Annotated in this window: 12 protein-coding genes; 9 read left to right on the forward strand and 3 right to left on the reverse strand. The window is 42.7% G+C overall.

What is annotated here, in order from left to right; all coding sequences use genetic code 11:
• The 3 genes from VIN08_RS09445 to VIN08_RS09455 all read left to right on the forward strand — a co-directional run.
• On the forward strand, positions 1 to 3,372 hold a 3,372-nt coding region (locus tag VIN08_RS09445), incomplete at its 5' end, for a discoidin domain-containing protein (protein ID WP_331963656.1).
• A 17-nt stretch (positions 3,373 to 3,389) separates the two neighbouring features.
• Entirely contained in the window at positions 3,390 to 5,093 is a 1,704-nt protein-coding gene (locus VIN08_RS09450; RefSeq protein WP_331963659.1) for a family 43 glycosylhydrolase, read from the forward strand.
• A 69-nt stretch (positions 5,094 to 5,162) separates the two neighbouring features.
• Entirely contained in the window at positions 5,163 to 6,095 is a 933-nt protein-coding gene (locus tag VIN08_RS09455) for a family 43 glycosylhydrolase (RefSeq protein WP_331963662.1), read from the forward strand.
• Between the two features lie 440 nt (positions 6,096 to 6,535).
• On the opposite strand, the gene VIN08_RS09460 is transcribed toward VIN08_RS09455, so the two are convergent.
• Positions 6,536 to 7,345 (reverse strand): class I SAM-dependent methyltransferase, encoded by an 810-nt coding sequence (locus VIN08_RS09460; protein WP_331963665.1) that lies wholly within the window; start codon positions 7,343 to 7,345, stop codon positions 6,536 to 6,538.
• Between the two features lie 254 nt (positions 7,346 to 7,599).
• Between VIN08_RS09460 and VIN08_RS09465 the strand changes: the two genes are divergently transcribed.
• Positions 7,600 to 8,478 carry an AraC family transcriptional regulator gene (locus tag VIN08_RS09465; RefSeq protein WP_331963668.1) on the forward strand — a complete coding sequence of 293 codons (879 nt, stop codon included), beginning with the start codon at positions 7,600 to 7,602 and terminating at the stop codon, positions 8,476 to 8,478.
• 298 nt (positions 8,479 to 8,776) lie between these two features.
• Here the strand turns inward: VIN08_RS09465 and VIN08_RS09470 are convergent, their stop codons facing one another.
• Both VIN08_RS09470 and VIN08_RS09475 read right to left on the reverse strand, forming a co-directional pair.
• Positions 8,777 to 9,223 (reverse strand): SRPBCC family protein, encoded by a 447-nt coding sequence (locus VIN08_RS09470; RefSeq protein WP_331963671.1) that lies wholly within the window; start codon positions 9,221 to 9,223, stop codon positions 8,777 to 8,779.
• A gap of 46 nt (positions 9,224 to 9,269) precedes the next feature.
• Positions 9,270 to 9,917, reverse strand: coding sequence for a dihydrofolate reductase family protein (locus VIN08_RS09475; RefSeq protein ID WP_331963674.1), 648 nt, complete (start codon positions 9,915 to 9,917; stop codon positions 9,270 to 9,272).
• Positions 9,918 to 10,651: 734 nt separating this feature from the next.
• Between VIN08_RS09475 and VIN08_RS09480 the strand changes: the two genes are divergently transcribed.
• The 5 genes from VIN08_RS09480 (at position 10,652) to VIN08_RS09500 (ending at position 24,689) form a co-directional block, all read left to right on the forward strand.
• Positions 10,652 to 14,818 carry a hybrid sensor histidine kinase/response regulator transcription factor gene (locus VIN08_RS09480; RefSeq protein WP_331963677.1) on the forward strand — a complete coding sequence of 1,389 codons (4,167 nt, stop codon included), beginning with the start codon at positions 10,652 to 10,654 and terminating at the stop codon, positions 14,816 to 14,818.
• 546 nt (positions 14,819 to 15,364) lie between these two features.
• Positions 15,365 to 18,577, forward strand: a complete 3,213-nt coding sequence (locus tag VIN08_RS09485; protein ID WP_331963680.1) for a TonB-dependent receptor — start codon at positions 15,365 to 15,367, stop codon at positions 18,575 to 18,577.
• Between the two features lie 12 nt (positions 18,578 to 18,589).
• Positions 18,590 to 20,152, forward strand: a complete 1,563-nt coding sequence (locus VIN08_RS09490; protein WP_331963682.1) for a RagB/SusD family nutrient uptake outer membrane protein — start codon at positions 18,590 to 18,592, stop codon at positions 20,150 to 20,152.
• An 84-nt stretch (positions 20,153 to 20,236) separates the two neighbouring features.
• Positions 20,237 to 23,569 (forward strand): VCBS repeat-containing protein, encoded by a 3,333-nt coding sequence (locus VIN08_RS09495; RefSeq protein WP_331963684.1) that lies wholly within the window; start codon positions 20,237 to 20,239, stop codon positions 23,567 to 23,569.
• Positions 23,570 to 23,768: 199 nt separating this feature from the next.
• Positions 23,769 to 24,689, forward strand: coding sequence for an alpha/beta hydrolase (locus tag VIN08_RS09500; protein ID WP_331963698.1), 921 nt, complete (start codon positions 23,769 to 23,771; stop codon positions 24,687 to 24,689).
• The last annotated feature ends 60 nt before the right edge of the window (positions 24,690 to 24,749 follow it).

The following is a 24,749-nucleotide window of genomic DNA, read 5'->3' on the forward strand; positions in this document are numbered from 1 at the left end:
GTTACTCAGCAATTTCAGAACCTGCTTAACCAGTTGGGTACATTAGGCGGAGGAACGTTGTTTGTACCGGAAGGACAATATGTAATTAGAGGTAATCTGCTGCTTCCGAAAGGAATTACGCTGCGAGGTGAATGGAAGAAACCTGAAAAAGGACAACAAGTTACAGGAACTATTTTAATGGCCTATGCAGGGAGAGGCAATGAAGAGGCTACACCTTTTATTACCATGGAACCTTCATCAGCGGTGATGGATCTTGCAATCTGGTACCCTGAGCAAACACCTTCAAACATTACACCGTATCCTCCTTCCGTTGAGTTTGGCAGACCGAATTATTTTGGTAATGAAAATTGTAATGCTAAAAATATAACACTCATTAATTCCTATGCAGGTATTGTATTCTCCAGAAAGAATGGCGGAACATGTCCTACTATAAATGGTATATATGGAACGCCACTATCAAGAGGTATAGAGATCGATAATATAGTTGATGTAGGACGTATCGAATGGATCGATTTCTCTCCTGATTACTGGGCAAGTTCAGGATTGCCCAATGCTCCTTCTATAGAGGGAGAACATAAAGCATGGATCTATGAGAACGGAACAGGAATTGTTATGCGAAGAAACGACTGGTCGTATACCTGCTTTGTAAATATAGAAGGGTATAGCAAAGGCTTTCACGCGGTAGAGTCTATTACCAGTCCGGGTACACAACCCAACGGACATAATTACTCTATGATCTTTACCCGGTGTAAAACAGGTCTCGACATCAGCGCAGCAAATCCTGTCGGCTTGATGTGTACCGGTATCAAAACGGTGAAATGTGAAACAGGGATTGCCGTTGAGAACTCTGCGTCTGGTGTAGTACAATTACATACATGTTCACTAGATGCTACCAAGAATGCAATTCTGGTTGATGAATCTGCCAGCACTCGCCTGATGGTTCTGCAATCAGATATACTTACAGGAGCTGTTAATGTAAGTGGAGGAACGTTTGCCGCGACTGACTGTGATTTTAAAAATCCTGCTCCCCAAATTAGTATAGCTAAAAATGCACGCGCTATAATTACCGGTAACCGGTTTGCACAAACAGCTAAGATCAATGAGACGTCTATTTTCAAAAACATTATTGATCATACACCGGTCAATATGAAACAACTGCCGCAGATCGTAGATATAGTTCCCGAGGCACACAAACCATCGCGCCTCGCTTTATATATAGCTACTGCTGCTCCCTTCAATGCTGTTGCCAATGGCACTACTGATAATACAACGGCCATTCAGTCGGCTCTTAATAAGGCAGCTGCCGATGGTGGTGGCATAGTGTTTCTTCCGCCCGGAAAATATAAAGTGCTCGGGCATCTTGTTATTCCTTCCAACGTAGAGTTAAAAGGTTCAGTTGATGTAAGCACTACGCCAACAGGCCCGGGAAGTATACTGGAAGTATATGCCGATAAGAATAACCCCGATGGTGAAGCCTTTCTAAAGTTATCAGCGAACAGTGGTATACGCGGCATAGTATTCAACTATCCTGAACAATTGATCACGCAACTCCCCGCTATAGCAAAATATCCATACTGTATACAGGCGACTGGCAGTAATACCTATATGATCAACATCGGTATGCGTGCTGTTGATAAAGGGATTGATCTTTTTACATACCCATGCGATAACCACTATATCGACTATATAGCCGGTCATGCATTTGATATAGGGCTTCGCGTTGGCGGAGGTACGAAGAATGGAAAAATATATAACACCCAGTTCAATGTAATAGCGTATGCTGCCGGTGATGAATCGAAATATGGAAGTTGGCCTAATTCTGTGGGTGATGGCGGTCCCGCTTATGATTATGGATTTGCTAATTTCAATTTCATGATTCTGGGGAATTGTGAGAATCAGTTACTCTATAATAATTTTCATTATGGCTCTCAGAATGGAATGATATTAAGTGATATAGATGGTGCAGGCCCGTCCGGTATATCCATTGGCAGTGGTATAGATGGTTCCAGAAACGCCCTTGTCATTCATGCCGCAGGTAGCGGAGGTTTTGATTTTGTAAATTCACAGATTGTCTCCATTGGCGATCAGAATACGAAGTATATAGAAACAGGTGGCAGCTACACCGAAGGTGTTACATTGTTCAATGCAGATTTTTGGGGTAATCCTTCCAATGGTATATATATGGATGGCGGTGTGCTTACCCTGCAGCAGGCAAATTTTAATCAGCCGGGGCAGCAGCGTTTTGCATTGATCAATGCAGATACATTGCATATCGAAGGTTCCAGTATATATCCCGTTAACCAGTTGGCAGCAACGGGTGCGGAGCCTCGCCTTGCTATACATTCTTCGGTGGTGGATCCTACAGGTATAGATAAAACCAAGTGCGATGTGTGGCTTAATAATATGGGAAATGCGCCTGAAGTTTCAACCGCCTCTGCTATTAGTAGAAGCGCCTGGAAAGTTTCTGCCTCTGTTAATTCAGCCAATGCCACGCAGGCAATAGATGGCAACGCTACAACCCGATGGTATACCGGTGGTCCGCAAAGTTCAGGACAATGGTTTACGATCAACTTCGGTAAGCCGGAAAAAATAGAGCAGATACTTTTAGATGTTAAAGCAAGTCCTGGCGACTCGCCTCAAAAATATCAGCTATATGTGTCAGACAATGGTACGGATTGGTATGGTCCGGGTGTGTCGGGTTCAGGCGCTGATATTATGACCATTGTAAGTTTCCCATCAACCACGGTTCAGTATGTTCGCATTGTTCAAACCGGATCGAAAGGAAACTGGTGGTCTATTCACGAAGTATATGCCTTTGGTAATACATCACCCGTAAGTGTAGCCGGCATCAGTTTTGAAGAACCGGAAACATTATTACCCATTGGTGATATATACCAGGCGCAGGCTAAATTAAATCCGGAAGATCCTGCCAATACAATTGTATTCTGGAAATCCAATAAAACAACTATAGCGCAGGTTGATGCGAATGGTAAAGTAACCGGTATATCATCCGGCATTGCCACCATCACAGCAATAAGTATGGATGGTGTAAAGAAAGCAAACCTTACGGTGAAAGTTGGTGATGGAATTACAGCAACTGAAAATCCAGCCATGACTGATAATTATGCGCTGCGATTGTTTCCCAATCCAACCTCAGGAAATGTTTCCGTAAGCTACCGGTTGAAAAGAACACAGGAAGTTTCTGCTGATGTTTTTAATATATATGGCGCTGTTGTAAAAACAAAAGTACTCCAGTCAAATGCCGGTGAGAACCAGGTGTCATTCTCACTGGAAGGATTTTCACCGGGAGTATATTTCTTTCGGTTGAGTACAGCAGAAGGCAGTCAGATGAAAAAGCTGGTGATGCAATAATAACCTGTATGAAAACAATGTCAAGGTATAAATGGAATGAACAGGTGAGAACAAGATTAATCCTCAGTGTGCTCACGCTGGGTATCTCTGTCATGACACAGGCGCAAAATCCATTTGTGCAGAATATATATACCGCTGATCCATCCGCGCATGTCTGGTCAGATGGGCGTTTGTATGTATATCCTTCTCACGATATCGATCCACCTCAGGGTTGCGACCTAATGGATAAGTATCACGTGTTTTCTACTGACGACATGGTTCATTGGACGGATCATGGAGAAATTCTGGGTGCTGCTGATGTTAGCTGGGGCAGACCGGAAGGTGGCTTTATGTGGGCGCCAGATTGTGCTTATAAAAATGGTACGTACTATTTTTATTTTCCACATCCTACGGGCAGTGGAGATCAATGGAATTCAACCTGGAAGATAGGTGTAGCAACCAGCACCGAGCCGGCAGCCAATTTTGTAGTGCAGGGATATATAGCAGGATTGAAATCAATGATCGATCCCTGTGTCTTTGTTGATGACGATGGACAAGCATACCTGTATTATGGAGGAGGCGGTCAATGCGAAGGCGGCAAGTTGAAAGATAATATGATGGAAGTGGATGGCACCATGAAACAAATGCAGGGCCTGCAGGATTTTCATGAGGGCACATGGGTACATAAGTATAATGGTATATATTATCTCTCGTATGCTGATAATAATCCTTCAGGAGGAAATCAACTGCGTTATGCCGTAAGCAGTAGTCCGCTTGGTCCGTGGACATCCAAAGGTGTATATATTAAACCTACAGGAAGTCCCACCAACCATGGTTCCATTATTTCATATAAGGGACAGTCGTATGCTTTTTATCACAACAGTATATTATCCGGAAACCCATGGCTGCGCTCTATTTGTGTTGACTCTCTTTTTTATAATGGAGATGGTACCATACAAATGATTGAGCAAACACGTGAGCACGGAATACCCTATGCAGTGAATGCATCTTCCATTCCCGGAACAATAGAGGTAGAAGATTATGATCGTGGAGGTCAGGGTAAAGCCTATAGCGATTCAGAAGCTGCCAACAATGGCAATGCCTATCGTGTAGATGAAGGCGTAGATGTTGAGATGAACAGCCCCGGAAATTATAATATAGGATGGACCAATGGAGGAGAATGGATGGAGTATACGGTGGATGTTGCAGAAAAATCGTTTTATACTATCAAGACAATAGCGGCTTCACCAAATAAAAATAGCAGTATCCGATTCAAGATAGATGGTAATGATATTACCGGCTCGGTATATATTCCGAACACCGGAGGGTGGCAGAGTTATAAAACTATCTCTACTACCGGAGTCAGCCTGGAGGCAGGCCAACATATACTTCAGCTGTTCGAAGAAACCGGTGGCTTCAATATTGATAAAGTTATATTCGAGAAAGAAATAATTGCTTCCGTCTCCACAACGGAGCAACGTACATTACACCGGGTCTATCCAAATCCAGCCTCTGCTGAAGTATATATTGAAGGTTCTGAACAAGATCCTTTTATTTTTCAATCAACCATCTTCGATATAAGAGGACAGGTGATTAAAGTATATAATAATCATACAAATGAGAAGAAAATTTTACTGGACGTGAGCGAAATAAATCCCGGTTGTTACGTATTGAAGATATATACTGCCAACGCAATTCAAACCAGCAAGTTGCTGATTAAAGGGATGCTAAATGGAAGATGATAATAAAATTTAAAAGTATATCAGGTTTAAAAATTTACATATAGGTCAATTATGAAAATAGTCAGAGTTATGGCAGCTTCGTTTTTTGCTGCATTGGTATCAGGTTCAGTCAACGTTAATGCTCAGAAAAATCCTTTTATCACGCAGATGTATACGGCAGATCCTTCTGCTCACGTTTGGCAGGATGGCAGACTATATATTTATGCATCGCACGATATAGCTCCGCCACGCGGTTGTGATTTAATGGATCAGTATCATGTATATTCTACTGACGATATGGTGAACTGGGTAGATCACGGTGAGATTTTGCGCGCCAGCCAGGTTAAGTGGGGGAGGCCAGAAGGTGGTTTTATGTGGGCTCCTGACTGCGCGTATAAGAACGGTATATATTATTTTTATTTTCCGCACCCCAGTGGCACCGAGTGGAATAGTACATGGAAAATAGGAGTGGCCACCAGTAAACATCCGGCAAAAGATTTTGAAGTGCAGGGATATATAGCAGGTCTCGAATCAATGATCGATCCTTGCGTCTTTGTGGATGATGACGGGCAGGCTTACTTCTATTATGGTGGTGGCGGGAAATGTCAGGGTGGTAAATTGAAAGATAATATGATGGAAATTGACGGAGCAATGAAGCCCATGGAAGGTCTGGAAGATTTCCATGAAGCTACCTGGGTGCATAAGTATAAAGGTGTTTATTATCTCTCGTACTCCGATAATCACGATGAGAATAACAGTAAAGATGGCGTTAAAGGAGACAACCGGATGAGATACGCCACCAGTAACAGCCCGCTGGGGCCTTGGAAATATCAGGGTATATATATGGAGCCTACCGATAGCTATACGAATCATGGTTCCATTGTAGAGTATAAAGGCAAATGGTATAGCTTCTATCATAATAGTTCGCTTTCAAACCACGATTGGTTAAGATCAGTATGTGTGGACAGACTCTATTACAATAATGACGGAACTATAAAAGTGGTAAAGCAGACAACGAAATAAGCAAGAGTTTAAAGTGATTTCGAACAATTAGTTCGACTATAAAAGGAGCCATGAAAAATCATGGTTCCTTTTTTAATGTCGATTTTCTTGACAACTATAGAAAAGCTGAAGTTATTTCTTCGCTTCGGTCGCTACATCTACACCGCGCAGCATATCCCATGCGCGATGATGCACCATGATAGAAGCCTGTATGTATCGAAAAATCTTTAGGGTTACGAAATGTTCCAAAAATAATATCGAATACAGGCAGATCTGATTAATTATACTTATGAATACCGGTGGCGTGATGTAACGAATGAATAGACCCAAATCACTTGCATAATCAAGTAAAGCGTATGCTTTAGCAAAGTATACCTCCTTATGAAGCATGGGTGGATGCTGCCAATGATATATATATCAACTCGTTGGTTAAAGATGCTATATCCTGTGATCGTAAGATGTTAAACCGTGACCGTTACTTTCAGGAACGTAGCGGGAATAGACGTGGCCCCTGATCCGTTTTGATTTTGACTGACAAACAACTGCTCTAATTCGCGTTGCAAGTCCTGCGCTTTTCCATTTTTCTCTGCAGCATCAAAGGCATTCATGGTAGGTCCATAATAAAGTCTGAATCGTTGAACAAACTCCGATGGCGAAATAGGTGCCTTGAAGGTAAACGTTGCTTTTTCGAAATGAATTTTTTCCTTCGCTATACCCGCTTTACCGAAGCGTTCAAGAACATGGTTCTCTACTCCCCACAACATTGGGCTAACAAATCCTTCAGGTGGTGGTGGGGTAAATGCAGAACTGATTTTTAAAATCTGCGCAACCAGGGTAGGATCTCCCGGTATCCAGTTGCCCATTACAATGCGGCCACCGGGGCGTGTAACACGAACCATTTCATTCGCGACTTCAAATGGTTTGGGCGCGAACATGGCACCAAATATACTAACAGTAAAATCAAAGGATCGATCACTCAATTCATGAAGATCAGTAGCATCGCCTTCCTGAAATTTACAATTTGAAATTCCTTCAGACTTAACGCGTAAGTTACCTGCCTGAACAAGATTGCTGGCAATATCTACACCTAATACATCGGCACCCAGTTTGGCCTCGGGTATAGCCGTGGTACCGTCACCACAACCAAGATCAAGAACTTTTAGGCCTTTTGTGATTCCAAGAGTAGCTGCTAATGCAGAACCACTCTCGCGCATAGTTTCGGCTATACGGGTGAAGTCACCCTTTTCCCATAATTGTTTGTTAGCATTCATACTGGTATTTTTTTATTGAAAGATTAGTTACGGGTTTGGTAATGTATATACCTTGCGGCCCCTCTAACAAGGATGCCGATAAGCACTTCGACTATCTTTTCTGAGGTTCGAAAGATGTAAACAAAGATCACTATTTACTTCCCAATAAATTTTGCTTAACAGTCCAGAGATATGTCTGTAAAGTTCAACTTTTGAAGAGACGAGTACTATAGGCTCGATTCCTACTTTTCAGTATCTTCATCAACCAAAGCTTTATGGTTAACTTTTACGATCGGGTACTTCAGAACCCGCAGTACTATCGGCAGTTCAATTGTAGCGAATCACTGATTACAGTGTTTAATTGTCCGCTGGAGGCACGCCTGATGAAATCCAGGTTTGCTGATCTTTGGACTCATTACAATTACTTGTTCTATGTAATTGACGGCAGGAAAATCTGGCATACTGCACAGAAGAGTTATGATATTGGTAAGGAGACTTGTGTTTTTGTTCGAAAGGGAGCCTGGATATTTGAGAATTTTATCAACGATGGATTTTGCGTGGTGCTGTTTTTTATTCCTGATGAATTTATTTGCAACACTTTAAAAACAAAATCAAAACCACTTTCAGATAACAGGAAAATATTTGAACCGGTAATGATTCTGGATAAGAGTGAAACCCTCGCAGCCTTCTTTCATTCCATCTCTACATATTTTAGTGAAACACATGAGCCGGACAAGTCATTGTTAGAATTGAAGTTTAAAGAACTTATTTTAACAATTGCCGACAATCCACGTAATGCTGAATTGCTATCCTACTTTTGTTCGTTGCTGAACGAGCCTCGGCATGTTCTGCTCCAACGGGTAATGAGCGAGAATTACTGCTTTAACCTGAAGCTGGAACAGTATGCTCAATTATGCAACCGAAGCCTCTCTGCCTTTAAAAGAGATTTTCAAAAGATATATCAGCAAACACCCGGTCAGTGGTTACTGGAGCAACGGTTGCTCCATGCGTTACGCCTCTTACGCAACAATCATAAATTGATAAGCGAAGTAACTTTCGAAAGTGGTTTTGAAAGCGTTTCTCATTTCAGTCGTTCTTTTAAACAAAGGTTCGGTATTACTCCCTCTGCTTTCAAACAAGAAAAATCGATTTAGAAAATATACTATATCTGTTTTTCCTTCTTCACATTGCATGAAAGTTTGATTATTGCCTTCTGCTGATTTATTTAATTGGTGCCCACGATTTATAAATTCCATGAAGGATTTATACGTGGAGATGTTTGATATATACTGAAATATATTCTTGTTGGTATAGTATATAGTTTCTGGTAGCGAATTATAGGTCGGTCAGCCTTGAGTGATTTATACTTTCAGGAACAGAGACTGAAATCAAATAAAAACAGGACAAATCTGAATAATTCAAATTTGTCCTGTTCAGCGTGAAAATTTTGTCTTAAGCATCCGGTATCTCCGGTTCCACCAGGTTCGCCAGCTTTTCCAGCGATTCCTGCCAACCCAGGTAACACATCTCTGCAGGTATTGCCGCAGGAATTCCTTCCTGAAAAATTTTTATTTCTGTACCTGCAATAGTTTTCCTGAGCGACACAGAAGTGATAATTTCTCCAGGCAGATTGGGATCATCAAATTTATCGGTATACTTCAAAAATTCATTCGACTTTACCTCTATGTATGTGCCCCCGAATGAATGACTGTTCCCTGTTGAAAAGTTTTCGAACGACATTTTGTAAGTACCACCCTTCTCTGCATTCATTTGGTGAACAGTGCAAAGAAATCCGTGAGGAGGCAACCATGATGCGATTGCCGAAGCTTGCGTAAATGCGCGAAATACTTTTTCCGGAGATGCTTTAAGTATTCTATGTAACGAAACACTGTTAGACATAAATTTTATATTTTAAGTTTTTCAAAAAATTAAATCTGAGTTATGCTCACGTGCTCTTCTTGAGAACCACATGTGTTGCGCCCTTGCCATAGGCGCTTTGCGTTTCAGTGAATCCTAATTGAGGCAAGTCAATTCCGTCAAATAGGTTTTCTCCTGATCCGAAAAATACCGGAGCGAAAGCAAGATGTATTTCATCTATGTGGCCCGCCTGTAAGAACTGACGAATCGTTGATGTTCCTCCTCCAATGCGTATGTCTTTTCCGTTGGCGGCTTTCCTGGCTTTTTCCAGTGCAGATTCAATGCCGTCTGTAACAAAATAAAATACCGTTCCTCCCTTCATGATCAATGGCTCTTTTGCATGGTGTGTTAAAACAAATACCGGAACATGATAAGGCGGATTTTCTCCCCACCAACCTTTCCATTCATCATTCGGCCACGGCCCGCGAATAGGCCCGAACATATTTCGCCCCATGATCCATGCACCGATGTTTTCAAATGACTTTTCAGCAAAGTCATTATCGATACCTTCTGTTCCATCTCCTTTGCCATACATTTTCTGAAACATCTTCGTAGGGAATATCCACTCATGAAGTTCCTCACCTCTCTTGCCGGGCGGATTCTCTCTGCTTTGATAAGGTCCGGCTCCATAGCCATCCAGGGAAACTGAAAATGCCGCTACTTTAACTTTACTCATGATGATACCTTAGTTGAATTTCGAATATCTATTTATACTGCTTTCTTTCACACCGAACGTTCTCCCATTATCTATCACAAATATCTACAGATGGATGATTGATATGTGGGTATAACTGCGACAGATAAAAGGTAATTTGCGGCAAAACAACATCCGCCAACTCTCAACGGAGCACATTAAGACCGAGGAAAATTTTCAGTTTATCTTTCAGCGGAGGATGATCGCAGGTACATTTTGAAGCATCAGCGGAAAGTAATTCAGGAATATATATATAGTTTATAAGTATATACTATGAGCTATATCGGCAGTAAGATTTAATCCGATTGTCTATAGTTCGAAAATCGTTGTCAACGAAAAAAAGCTTCTTCCCAATGAGAGTCTCCCGTAGTGCCGGAAAGCCTTAGTTGAAATACACTTTTTTTCACCTGCGGATGCTACAGGAACAAACAAAAAAACGAATCCATTCGGGCTCGGGCTTTTGATTTGATCAATCGCTAAAAAACTTGTTAAGGCCTTGGTGTTTGTAAATGTAAGCAATACATTTATCTTTATACAATCGTTTGCGCTCCATGTGGATCAGCTTTGCTTTTTTTAATGGCTAAGCAAGACGGCTTTACATGAGGTTCTTACGCTCTTACTTATAGTCAAACGGACTATAACAATCACAAATCAACACTACGCTTGATTCTGTGCTTGGGCATGGTTTGTTGATGTAACCAAAAAAGAATTTTCTCATGTTAAAAAAGAGCAGCAAGGAATTTCAGAAATGCATCTCTTTCTTGGAGGTGGTAAGAGTCACCATGTTTTTATATCTGTTGGTGACGCCCCTTCTTACAGTTACCCTTTCAGCATCTGGTCAGGAGTTATCTCCTTCATTCATTCCAGTTGCCCCGGAGGTATTGTCTAATTCTTCTATCCGATGTGTTTACAAAGATAGCAAAGGCTATATGTGGTTTGGAACGGACGATGCGCTGATTCGATACGATGGTAGCAATGCTTACCGATATGTTCATGATCCGAATGACCGGACCTCGATTGCGAATAGTACGATTAACACCATTGTAGAAGGTGACGACAATCGTCTATGGATAGGTACTGCGCAGGGGTTGTGCATCTACAATCGTGAATTGAATAATTTCATAACCGTTGATTCCATTAAAGCAAATCACAATTATCTTAATAACAGATATATTACTGATCTCGAATTCGATTCGCAGGGCCGGCTTTGGATCGGCACGCATGAAGGAGGTATCAATATATATGATCCTGCAAGAATGGAGTTCTCTTACATTACCGATCCTCCGCGAGAAGGTGTATTGCCATCGACTAATTTCATAACGGTACTGTTAAACCGGCGGGATACGATATGGTGCGGTAGTAGGGGAGGACTCTTGTTATATGATGTGCGAACGGGAAGACGTCTCCCGTTAGGAGAGCTTCAACGATTTTCGAATGCTCAGGTCAGTACGATCGTATCGGAGAAGTCTGGTGACATGTTGATCGCAACCACAACGGGCCAGATCACCCGCTTGATCTCGACTGGCAGACATTACTCCTTCGAGGAACTATTGTCACGTGATGCCCTTGGTAATAGTTTAAATGCCATCCTTGCATTAAGTATCGATCACAACGGAAATATCCTGGTAGGTGGTGAGAGTTCGGGTTTTAATCGGATTGACCAGAAAACCAACAAGGTTCAGCATTTAGTAGGCGAAGAAGGTGATCCCAAACGCTTGCCCACGAATTCGATTTACTCAATCTATGCCGATGATCTCGGGTTAATCTGGATCGGGACCTTCAGTGATGGCGTATTCGTGCTGGATAATAACCAGAAGAAGTTTTATACAAGAGAAAAATCACCTGGAAGAGACCCTTTCGAAAATAATGAGGTAAGGAGTTTTGCCGAAGACAGCCATGGAAACATTTGGATAGCCTTCTATGGTCTTGGTCTTGGAAAAATTGATTTTAAAACTAACAAGTTTGAATCGGCCGTTCAGATCAATCGCCAATTGAATAACAAGGATGTGACATCCGTAATTTCTTGTAGAAATGACGAATTGTGGCTCGGCACTGCCGGTAAGGGAGTTGTCCGGATAAATCCGCAGACTAATCAATTGATTTACTATTCTCTTCGATCAAAAGGATTCGGCAATGATCAGGTTCTTTGTCTATACGAAGATAAGACGGGAACGGTTTGGGCAGGGACGTGGGGAAGTGGTCTTTTCTTCTACGATAAAAAAAATGACAAGTTTGTCAGTGCCACAGAATACGATCAGCCTAATCATATTCCCAACACCGCTTATGTTTCAGATATTGTTGAAGACTCGGAAGGAACATTCTGGGTTGGAACGCTGTACGGGTTATATGAGTTGAAAAGGAAATCAGGAAATTCATTTACATACCGGCTATATATTCCGGAAAACAGGGAGGGAAGTATTAAAGGGTCGCAGATTCAGGCCATAGTAGAAGATAAGAATAATCACGATTTATGGATTGGAACAACAGAAGGTTTAAATCTTAAGAAAAAGAACAGCACACAATTCTTATCTTATGAAATGACGAGGGGAACCACCGTCAACGCTATGCGGTCTATTCTTACAGACAAGCATGGAAATGTCTGGTCAGGGGGCAACATGGGGCTTTCTAAATTTGATACCAAGACAAAGACTTTCATAAACTATACGCGTGACGATGGATTGAAGTCAAATAATTTTCTGCGCAAGGCTGCGCTGCAAACATCCACCGGAAAATTTTTGTTTGGAAGTAGTAATGGCTTCGACAGTTTCTTCCCCGATAACATTCGTACCACATCTGCTTCCGGAACAGTCGTCTTAGCTGATCTGAAAATCAATAATCAATCGATCAAACCCGGTGCTGTTGATTCGCCACTGAAAAAACATATCAGCCTTACTTCAGAACTAGAACTTTCTTACGATCAGCGATCTTTCGTCATCGACTTCGTGGCACTCGATTATAGCCCGTCAGCAAACTATACTTACTATTATAAACTTGAAGGATTTGACAAGGACTGGAATTGTACACGGCTTAGCCACAGTGCCACTTACACTAACCTCGATCCAGCTACATATGTATTTGTTGTCAAGGCTGCTAACAGGGAAGGTGTTTGGGTTGATAAGCCACTGAAACTGGAGATAACCATCCGGCCGGTTTTTTGGAAAACGTGGTGGGCCTATTGCATCTACATTTCGATCATGATGTTGTTAATTTATGCTCTGATCAAAATCAGGGTAGAGAGATTGAGGATGAAAAATGAGATCGCCTTTGAAAAACTCAAGCGTGAACAGGAACATGAATTGAGCGAGTCGAAGACACAATTTTTTACGAACATCGCTCATGAGTTCAGAACGCCTTTAAGTTTGGTATTAATTCCGCTTGAAAGTTTAATGGAATCAAACGAAGTTCCATCAGTGTTGCGTGAAAGGATTTTTACAGCCTATAAGAACACCAACAGGATGAAGAGACTGGTCAACGAACTTTTGGATTTTAATAAGCTTGAGGTCGGAAATCTTAAATTGAGAGTTCAACACAGTGAGTTGGTTCAGTTCATTACAGAAGCCTGTTCAGCTTTCAATGAAATGGCGGCAAAGCGGAGAATAAACTTTTCTGTGAGCTACGAGGAGCCCGTCATTATGGGGTGGTTTGACAGAGATAAATTGGAGAGCGTAATCTTTAATATTCTTTCAAATGCTTTCAAATTCACTGCAGATGCAGGCGAGATCAAGTTGCAGATAAAAACTCACCATTCGGTTATTTCCAATGGTACGCTTTGTCGATGCATAGAGTTAGTAATTGAAGACAATGGAATTGGAATACTACCCGAAGAACTTCCCCGCATCTTTGAGAAATTCTATCAAGCGAAGTCTTCTGCTAAAATTTCAAGTCCGGGAACGGGAATTGGGCTATCATTGACCAAAGCACTCATCGAACTTCACCGCGGAACCATCACGGTAGAAAGTACGCCTGATCAGGCAACGATCTTTACCATTCTATTTCCCATCTGCTCGAATGCTTACGAATTGGATGAGGAAGTGGTAGTCCTCCCGGATGTTATATATAGTAAAGACCACGAAGAAATTGTGAGCCTACCACCTTCTGAGGAACATCAGGATCGCGACAACGATATTGACAGGCCGGAAATACTGGTTGTGGAGGATAATTTCGAGTTAAGAGCTTACCTCGTTGCCGAACTGCAAAGGGAATTTTCGGTGCTTGAGGCAAGAGATGGAGAAGAGGGCTTGGAAGTCGCGTTAAGTAAAAATCCGGATCTCATTATCAGCGACATCATGATGCCGAAAAAAGATGGAATAGAGTTTTGCAATGCCATTAAGTCCGATTTGAATACGAGCCATATTCCTTTTGTTCTTCTTACCGCAAAAGCAACAATAGAAGACCAGATCAACGGGATAAAGACCGGAGCTGATTTGTACCTGTCAAAGCCATTCAACATTCGATGCCTGATTGAACACGTTCGCCAGATGATCAGCTCCCGGAGAAAGTTGTATGCGCGATTCAGTCACGATGTTTATTTGACTCCTGGAAAGGCAACAACGAATTCTTTAGATCAGGCATTTCTGCAAAAAGCGATTGACTACGTTGCCAGTAACTTGCAGGATTCGCAACTCAGTGTAGATTCTATGGCTGCTGTTTTCAACTTGAGCAGGATGCAGGTCTACAGGAAAATCAAAGCACTGACCGGAAAGTCTATCGTTGAATTCATCAAAATGGTACGAATGAAACAAGCCATTAAACTGATGGATGGACATAAACTCACATTATCAGAGATAGCTTTCGAAGTGGGATTCAATTCGGCTTCTTATTTCACGCGTTGTTTTAAAGAGGAATATGGCAAGACTCCGTCAGAATATCTCGATCACGCTTAGGTCAGACAATCTCTAAGTTTACGCTGTGTCATTTGTTTAAACTTTCATTGTCTTGTCAGGCACTTTTCCCTTGTTTCATTGCCGCCCAATGGTGTATCAGGTGAAAGTGTAGCACATCACGACTCTCCCTTTCAGCGCAACCAGATTTATATTTTAAGGAAGGTCCATGCATTCGCTTCCGTGGATAATGCCCTTACTCTGACCAGTCCTTCTTAATCTGCCCATTTCTCAGCATTTATTATTCAAAAACCCGCTCCGTTTCAAAATTTCAAGCGAATGTTCATTTTTTGATACGTATTAGTGGGGCCTAAATCGGACTTTAGCAAACGTGTGCGGTGAGTCGTGAAGACCTGATCCCTGCGTTCAGGCTTGCACATCCCCAGCCTCGAGAGAATGTAAAGAAATTAACCCCTAAACCTCAAAGCCAGACGGAAGATCCATGCAGCGCGGAATCGGGATCATACTTCTCGGTTCAAAACTCACGCAGTAACAGTTATTGCATGAGCGTTCAAACGAAAAGCTATTCCAATCAACCTCAAAGAAATTATGAGTGAAATCTACTCGAATTTTTCAAGCCTCAGACGACTGCTAAGGCTAAAGTTTAAGCTCTTGCCGTTTTTATCCGCGGCAATTGTACTGTGCTATGTTAATGTAAACAAAGTTGAAGCAAAGTCCTCCTCAGCATTTCAGGAATTGACAGTATCAGGACAGGTACTTGACGATACAAATAATCCTGTTCCCGGAGTAAATGTTGTAGTAAAGGGCACAACGAACGGAACAAGCACTGACTCGGAGGGTAACTACCGTATTACCTTGGCAACGGGCAACAGCGTATTGATCTTTAGCTTTATTGGATATGTTACGCAGGAGGTCGCTGTAAACAACCGGACTGCAATCAATATTTCGCTGGTGCCAGACGTGTCTACTTTGTCAGAAATTGTTGTAGTGGGTTACGGTACGCAGACGAAGTCTTCCGTGACAGGAGCGGTCTCATCGGTCAATTCGAAAGAAATTGCCGCATTGCCTGTTCCTAGTGTATCTGCGGCATTGCAAGGACGTGTTCCAGGAGTTCTTGTTACCAATAACGGAGGCCCTGGTTCAAGTGCCATTGTCCGGATACGCGGAATTGGTTCGATCACGCAAAATGCGGATCCGCTCTACGTTGTGGACGGTTTTCCTGCGCCTAATTTCAACCTGAATAGTGTGGATACAAAAGACATAGAGTCGGTTGAAATCTTAAAGGATGCGGCTGCAACGGCAGTTTATGGATCACGTGCTGCCAATGGTGTTGTGATTATTACCACTAAAACCGGATCGAAGGATCAGAAAGTCCATGTAGATATTGAAGCCTACACGGGAACGCAAAGCGCCTGGAAGAAATTGGATTTGCTAAATCGCGATCAATACCTTGCTTATGGCACAGCGCTGGCAACGAACGCAGGAGGCAACCCGCCTTCGCGATTCTCCAATATGAATCAGCCAATTTATGCCGGCACAACCCAAACGTTTGCTCAAACAGAAACAGATTGGCAAGATGAGATGTTCCGTTCGGCATCCATTTCACAACTTCAGGGTTCTGTTTCTGGTTCAACCGAAAAGACTAAAATGTACTTGTCGTTCGGGCGATTCAAACAGGACGGAATCATGTTAGGAACTTCTTTTGACAGGTACAATGGAAGACTAAGTCTTGAGACAAAAATCAGCGACCGATTTACCATTGGCGAAAACTTTCAGGTTACGCAAAGCAACAATCAAAATCAGTTGGAAAGTGGTGGAAGAACGATGGTCATGCATATGCTCCGCTCCGTTCCATACATCACGGTTCGCAATCCGAATAATCCTGGTGGTTTTAATGGTACTACATCTGCTGATGGATCAGACCCTGAAAACCCTGTTCGGTTGGCATTGATGGATAAAAGGATAAATCATAATCTTTACCTCCTGAGTAATACATTCGTGCAGTTTAAGATTACTGATGCACTTAAATACAAGTTCACGTTTGGCGTAAATTATTCGCAAGACCGTGCTTTACAAAATGATCCGATTTTCAGCGATGGTGGTTATCAGGGCAGAACTACTCACAATTTAACAGATAATAGAAACCAGTATTATTCTCTCTATTACTCTAATCAATTAACGTTTGATAAAACATTCGGTGATCATGCTATAAATGCAGTGCTCGTTACTGAAAGACAGGATGAGAAGAACAACTACCTGAACACAAGTGGGCAACTCACCACAAATGCAATAAATAATTTGACAGGAGGAACCAACCTGACTGTCGATAATCAAAGCTGGGAAACCTATTTGCTTTCCTTCCTGGGTCGTGTGAATTATGAGTTCAAAGGAAAATATCTGCTGAGTGCTTCAATGCGCAGAGATGGTTTTTCAGGATTTGCGCCAGGTCATAAATGGGGTAACTTCCCTGGAGCATCTGTGGGCTGGAAGATACACGAAGAAAATTTCATGAGTAGTGTAAACCAGATCAGCGATCTTAAATTGAGAGCAAGTTATGGGAAGGTCGGAGCTAAACCGACTGATCCGTACAGTTATGTTTCACCTATTTTAACAAATTCGTTTTACCCGTTTAATAATTCCCTCGTCCAGGGATCATATTTTCAAAAACTTCAAAATCCTCAATTTGGATGGGAAATCTCAACGATGAAAAACATCGGGCTTGATCTGGGAATGTTCAACAATCAAATCACGTTTTCAGCCGACTATTTCATAAAGGATACTGATCATTTGATTTTGGCTACACAACCTGCTTGGTCATTAGGCCTGGACGAGCCAACCGCGTTGAACGTAGCAAAAATGAAAAACTCGGGAGTTGAATTAACACTCGGTTACAACAAGGTAGGGAAGGATTTCACCTTTAATGTTTCCGGAAATGTTTCGATCATCAGAAATGAGATAAAAGAACTCTATGGCGAAAACACAGCATATTTCGCTGGAGGTAGCCAGGATTATGGAGCAGGTAATATTACCAGAACCATCGCAGGATCCAGCATCCAACATTTCTACCTGTCTGAGACGAACGGTATTTTCCAAAATGAGGGAGAGATTGTCAACGCTGAAGGCAAGCCAACGCAAGATGGCCTAGTCCTTCCTTTAAACAACGATGGCACCGTTGATATCGCCAAATGGCAAGATCCGGCCAACGCAGGTAAATATACCCGGCCTGGAGATATCCGGTTTACGGGCAAAATGAAGGACATGGGTAGCTTTTTACCAAAGTTTAGTTATGGATTAAATCTGGGCGCTACATACAAAGGTTTTGATTTGACGATGTTCATTCAAGGCGTTCAAGGTAACAAAATCTATAATGGTACGAGAGTGATAACGGAGGGTATGCAAAGGTTATTCAATTCGGGTACCGAAGTAATGAATGCCTGGACACCCAGCAATACCAACACCAATGTTCCGAGAGCCGTAAGCGGTGATCCAAATTCAAATGCCAGACCAAGCGATCGATTCCTGGAGAACGGCTCATACCTTCGTATCAAGAACCTGAACATTGGTTATACATTACCTGCTTCGCTTTTAAGTTTCACTAACGGAACGATCAAGAAGTTCAGGATTTACTTTACAGCGCAGAATCTGGTGACTGTAACGAAGTATAAGGGCTACGATCCTGAAGTGGGTAATCGCAATATCAATAATTCTGCTGACCCCAACCGATTCTTGGTTAATGGTATTGATTATGGGCAGTTCCCACAGCCGAGAACATTTATAGGTGGCGTACAATTAGGATTTTAACCCATATTAAATATGAAAAAGGTTTTATTATTCATCATTGCAATCTCAATAGTTATTTCATGCAATGAGCATTTGTTGGATACGAAAAATCCTAATCAGATAGTGATTGGTGATTATTATACTTCATTAGCGCAGATTGGGACTTCGGTGAATTCGATCTATGCGGTGTTGCAAGGCAACCGCATGGTGGGAAGAGAATACTTCTTTATTCATGATCTCAGATCAGATGAAATGAAAGCAGGTGGCGGGCAGTTGGAGGTTCCAAGAGCTCAGTTGTTGAATGGATCTCACACCTATACAAACTCGGTAATGACCGATGTTTGGAAAGGCCTATTCACCATCGTTCAACGGGCCAATGCTGTTATCACAAACGGAGCTGCTCTAACTGTGGACGCAACTGATCAACCTTTATTGGACAGGTATATTGCCGAGGCTAAATTCTTAAGGGGTTTTGCTTATTATACGCTGGGTAACTTGTGGGGTGGCGTTCCTCTTTATGGCCAACCATCAACAGATTTCTCTTTTGCCAAGGCAAGGTCAAGTCAAGCTGAAACATTTGATTTTGCCCTTGCAGATGCAAATGCCGCAAGCCTTGTTTTGCCTGCCTCTTACGCGTCTGCCGATTTGGGACGCGCAACGAAAGGTGCCGCACTCACGCTGGTCGGAAAACTTAATCTTTGCAAAGGAGACTACTCAGCAGCAAAAACTGCCCTTGAGGCAGTAAAAAACCTTGGTGTGTATAGCCTTGTTAACACTTACTTTAACAATTTCACTGAAGAAGCGGAGTATAACAGCGAGTCGGTCTTTGAAGTAGGATTTTTGGATACAGGCTATGGCTGGGATGCATCCGGTAACGGTTCGTCAGCCGATAGCTGGGTTCGCTCCCAAGAATATTCTGCCGTGGGATGGGCAAACCTTATTCCATCAGACAAGCTAATAGCTGAATTTGAAGATGGTGACCCAAGACTTACTGACTCTTTCTGGTTCCCGGGAAATACCTACGCTGATGGATCCAAGACGCTGGTAACGAGTGGTGGTGATGGCGAAACAACCATTAACATTGCTGGTGATAACTCAACCACTTTCGAAGGAAACCAAGTAAAAGTCAGATGGAAAAAGTATTCAGTGATGTATAAGCTTGATCCAGGTGGGTTCAATGTCAACGTTGGTATAAACTACAGACTCTGGAGATATGCCGATGTGTTGCTGTTGCTTGCTGAATGCGAGAACGAAGTCGGTACTCCGGCAAATGCTATTGGCTATCTTAACCAGATTAGAAACCGTGCAAGCGTGAGCATGCCGAATTACGGCACAGCGGCTATGGATAATGCTGGATTCCCGGTGTCAACCAAAGATGAGATCTTTAAGGCTATTCAGCACGAAAGATTCGTAGAGTTGGCTGGAGAGGAAATCAGAAATATTGATATTCTTCGTTGGAGGGCAAATGGAAAGCTCACAGGACCTGACCCTATTAGCTATTTCCAGTCAGGTAAATATGAATTGCTCCCGATTCCACAAGACGAATTCAACACCAATCCCAACTTTACTCCAGAATCTCAAAACCCTGGATACTAAATTGATTTAAGATAGTTCCATCTAATTAATAATCCCGGAATGTTCAATTCCGGGATTACTTATTTGATAAACATGCTCTCATAAATGAAAATCTTCGTACTTACCGCGGCAGTCTCCCTTTTATTTCTATTCAACGGATGCGAGCAGGATCGTAAACTTTTTCAATTGGTAGAACCAGATGATTCAGGTATACATTTTTTAAATGTATTACTGGAGAATGATACGTTGAATGCCCTCAAATTCGAATACCTGTATAATGGTGCTGGTTTAGGTGTGGCAGATTTTAACAACGATGGCCGCGCGGATATCTTCTTTGCTGGTAATATTAATAGCTCAGCACTTTATCTCAACAAGGGCAATTTAACTTTCGAGGATGTATCCGATGCTGCTGGAGTAAAAACACACCTTTGGTGTACAGGTGTCTCTGTCGTTGATGTTAATCAGGATGGGCTATTGGATATTTATATTTCCACAGCTCATCCAAACAAAGACAAAAAAGTGCCTAACATCTTTTTTGTCAACCAAGGATTGGATGAAAAAGGTATTCCTCACTTTAAAGATTTAGCTGTGCCGCTTGGACTTGCTGATTCAAGCTATTCAACGCAAGCGGTGTTTTTTGATTATGATCTGGACAGCGATCTTGATATGTTTCTGCTGACGAATTCCCTGGAGTCCTATCATCGTAATACACCCTTTGGCCAGCGCACTGATGGACGTGGCAAAAGTGTTGATAAGCTGTACCGGCAAGATACACTTGAAGATGGAACGCTTCACTTTACCAATGTCTCAGCGCAGGCAGGAATTCTTGAGGAGGGGTGGGGCCTTGGTGTTATGGTAAACGATTTTAACCAGGACGGTTGGCCCGACATCTATTGCGCAAATGATTTTCTCTCGTCAGATCAATTGTACATCAATCAACAAGATGGAACATTCAGAAATGAAATTTCAGCCTGGATGAATCACCAGGAGTTTAACGGGATGGGTGCTGATATGGCCGACCTTAACAATGACGCGCTGAATGATTTGGTGGTGGTAGACATGATGCCTGACGATAACCTCAGACAAAAGACGATGTTCTCCTGGATGGGTTATGAGCGCTTTATGAAAAGTTTGAAGTTGAATTATCGCCCCCAGTATATTCGAAATGTATTGCAGCGCAATAATGGGAATAACACGTTTAGCGATATCGGTTATCAGAGTGGAATTTATGCTACGGATTGGAGTTGGTCACCTCTTATTGCCGATTTTGACAATGATGGCCTTCGCGACATTTTTATCTCCAATGGCTATCTGAAAGATATTACGGATCTCGACTTTGTCACGTACAATCAAGACGTAACCATGTTTGGGACAGATTCTTTAAAGATGAAAAATGCTGCTAAAGCACTTAAAGAACTTGGAGGCGTATTTAAACCTGATTTTCTATTTCAGAACAAAGGTGATTTTCAATTTGAAAGTGTTGGAAACTCCTGGGGTCTTTCCGACCCCACCTATTCCAATGGGGCCGCTTACGCAGATTTTGACAATGATGGAGACCTTGATCTAATACTTAATAACCTTAACGGAGTGGCTCGATTATACGAGAACACGGTTACCGACAACCATGAAGTGGACGCAAAATTCCTGCAACTCAAACTGGAGGGACCTAAGGGAAATCTTCAGGGAATCGGCACCAGAATATGGGTATATATGGATGGGCAACTCAGTTACGGTGAACAACAGTTACAACGGGGTTATCTCTCCAGCGTTGATCCAGTAATGCACTTTGGTTTAGGATCGAAGAAAGTTGACTCAGTTGTCATTGTGTGGCCCAGGGGACAAATGCAAGTAATGCGCGATGTAAGTGCTAATACACGTATTACTGCCTCCCACGATCAAGCTGTATTGACGTATCAACGTCCTAATCCCAATTCAACGTGGTTGGAAAAAGAGGAATCTGCCATTGCCCCGGTCATGTCCGAAGAGGCTTACGCAGACTATAAATTTGGCCAGGCTACGTTACCCCACAAATTCTCTCAGCAAGGTCCACGACTTGCCGTTGGAGATATCAACGGCGATGGTCTTGATGATTTTATCGTTGGTGGTACCGCTTACCACAGCGCCATGATATATCAACAGGAGGCCGATGGAAAGTTTCATGTCGATTCGCTTGCTGTTAAAGATTCGGAAGACGTTGGCATCTTACTATTTGATGCAGATAAGGATGGCGACCTGGATTTATATTGTGTGAGCGGGAGCAGCGAGTTCGGTAAAGATAAATCCAAGTACCAGGACAGACTATACAAGAATAATGGGAAAGGCAAATTCGAGTTGGATAAAGAAGCTTTGCCAAAAATAGAAAGTAGTGGAAGTTGTGTGACGACAGCAGACATAGATCATGATGGTGACCTTGACTTGTTTGTTGGAGGACGTATCGTGCCTGTCTCGTATCCCTCCACGCCCAGGAGTTATCTCTTGCGAAATAATGGTAAGGGAAAATTTGAGGATGTGACAAATAGCATAGGGAATGGGCTCGATTCGGTGGGTATGGTGACCGATGCATTGTTCACTGATTTTGATAACGATGGATGGCAGGATCTGATTGTAGTTGGTGAGTGGATGCCCGTTACTGTATATGGCAATGACAAGGGTGCCTTTAAAAAAATTACAGAACTCAAGTCAGGGTGGTGGAGCAGTATAGCAGAAGGTGATTTTGATAACGATGGAGATACCGATTATATCTTAGGTAATCTTGGTAAAAATTCAGTGCTCCAAGCGAGCGAACAGGAACCGGTATCTATATATGCAAAAGACTTTGATGCAAATGGTTCATTGGATCCATTCATTTCACGCTATATACAAGGAAAGGAATATCCGGTACACTATCGCGAAACGATGACTGAACAAATCCCGGGATTACGCCGCATGCTCCGGACTTATTCGAAATACGGAAAGACGGAGATGGGTGAAATACTTAAATACCTGGGTGAACAGAACATGATCGTGAAGCGTGCGACATATTTTCAGTCTTCATACTTGGAAAACCATGGTAAGGGAAAATTTTCACTGCATGCCCTGCCGTTAAGTATTCAGGTTAGTCCCATTAACAGCATCACCGTTTGCCACCTCAATAACGATCCTTATCTCGATTTTCTTGCGGTTGGAAATTCGTTTTCCGAAGAGACATTGTCAGGCTACCTCGATGCGGGCATTGGCGTGTATGCTTTGGGTAATGGCGATGGGACATTTCAAATTATCCCTCCCTCTCAAAGTGGATTTTGTGTTATGACAGACGCAAAAGCGATAAGGGAGATAAAAATTGGCAATAAGCGCAAATGGATCGTCACCGCTAATCAGGCACCACTGATGTGGTTCAATGATGCAAGGAATGATAACAATACTGGCCAACCTTTGGCATCGGTTCCTCAACACCCCTGACATTTTGGATAAGGTATCCTTGCGCCGTTCCCGGGCTAATATTGCCGGTGAACAACGGATGTTTCAAAATTTAAAGTCGATGTTCCATTTATGGAAGTCATTAAAAACTCAACGATGCCACATTACATCGAATTTAACTACGGCCATAATCACTTGTAAATACAAGACTACGATGCTAAAATCTTTAACCAAACTCGTCATGCTCGCCACGTTACTCTTTGATGTGACGTTGGCAACCGCACAAGACGGCACCATCTATCCACTCGAAACTCCCAAAGAACCAAATGCAATCCCTCTCGGCACTGGCGGTGTCGAAGGACAACCTTCGCCTGAGACTTGGTTCAGGCAGTGGGGCGATCCAATGGCTCGGAATATTTCAAAAGCGACACTTACACCGTTTTTGCCCAAACCCGGTAAAGCAAATGGCGCGGCCGTAATCGTGGCACCCGGTGGAGGTTTTCGATGGCTGTCCATGGGTAACGAAGGATGGGAAGTTGCTCAAGCGCTTGCCGATCAGGGCATCGCTGCCTTTGTACTTAAATATCGTCTCTTTCCCACGCCGGAGTCACTGGATGGCTTCAGGGAGTCGATGAATAGAACTTTCGCAGCGGCAACACCTCCTGCCGAGGGTAAGAAGGATGCAACTCCTCCTCCAGGCCCACCGCGCATGGACCTGACCAACCAGCTCGCGGATGCAGAAGCTGCGTATAAAATGATTGTGACGCGAGCAAAAGAATGGGGCGTTGACACCGCTCGATTGGGAATGATTGGCTTCTCAGCCGGTGCCGGGCTCACCATGCACACCACGCTTAATTCAAAAGTGGTACAGCTCGACTTCATCGGTCCAATATATGGTGGCATGGGACCGGTTGAGGTGCCGAAGAATGCTCCGCCAATGTTTAATGTGATAGCATCAGATGATTTTCTGTTTCGCGGTCAGTTCGGTGTGATCGAGTCGTGGTTTAAAGCAGGCAAACCTGTAGAGTTTCATCTTTACCAGAATGGCGGCCACGGCTTCGGTCTGGGCAACCCCAATCGTACCAGTAACAAATGGTTCGATGCCTTCATGCACTGGCTTGATGTTAATGGGTTCCTTGTTGCAAAGACTGCAAAGAAATAAGAGGATTCGCTTTCGATTCTGAAACAGTTGCAGTAAAGCTATAGTCGTTTTCGATAACTA

It is taken from the genome of Ohtaekwangia sp. (assembly GCF_036568665.1).
In the GTDB taxonomy this organism is placed as follows: domain Bacteria; phylum Bacteroidota; class Bacteroidia; order Cytophagales; family Cyclobacteriaceae; genus Ohtaekwangia.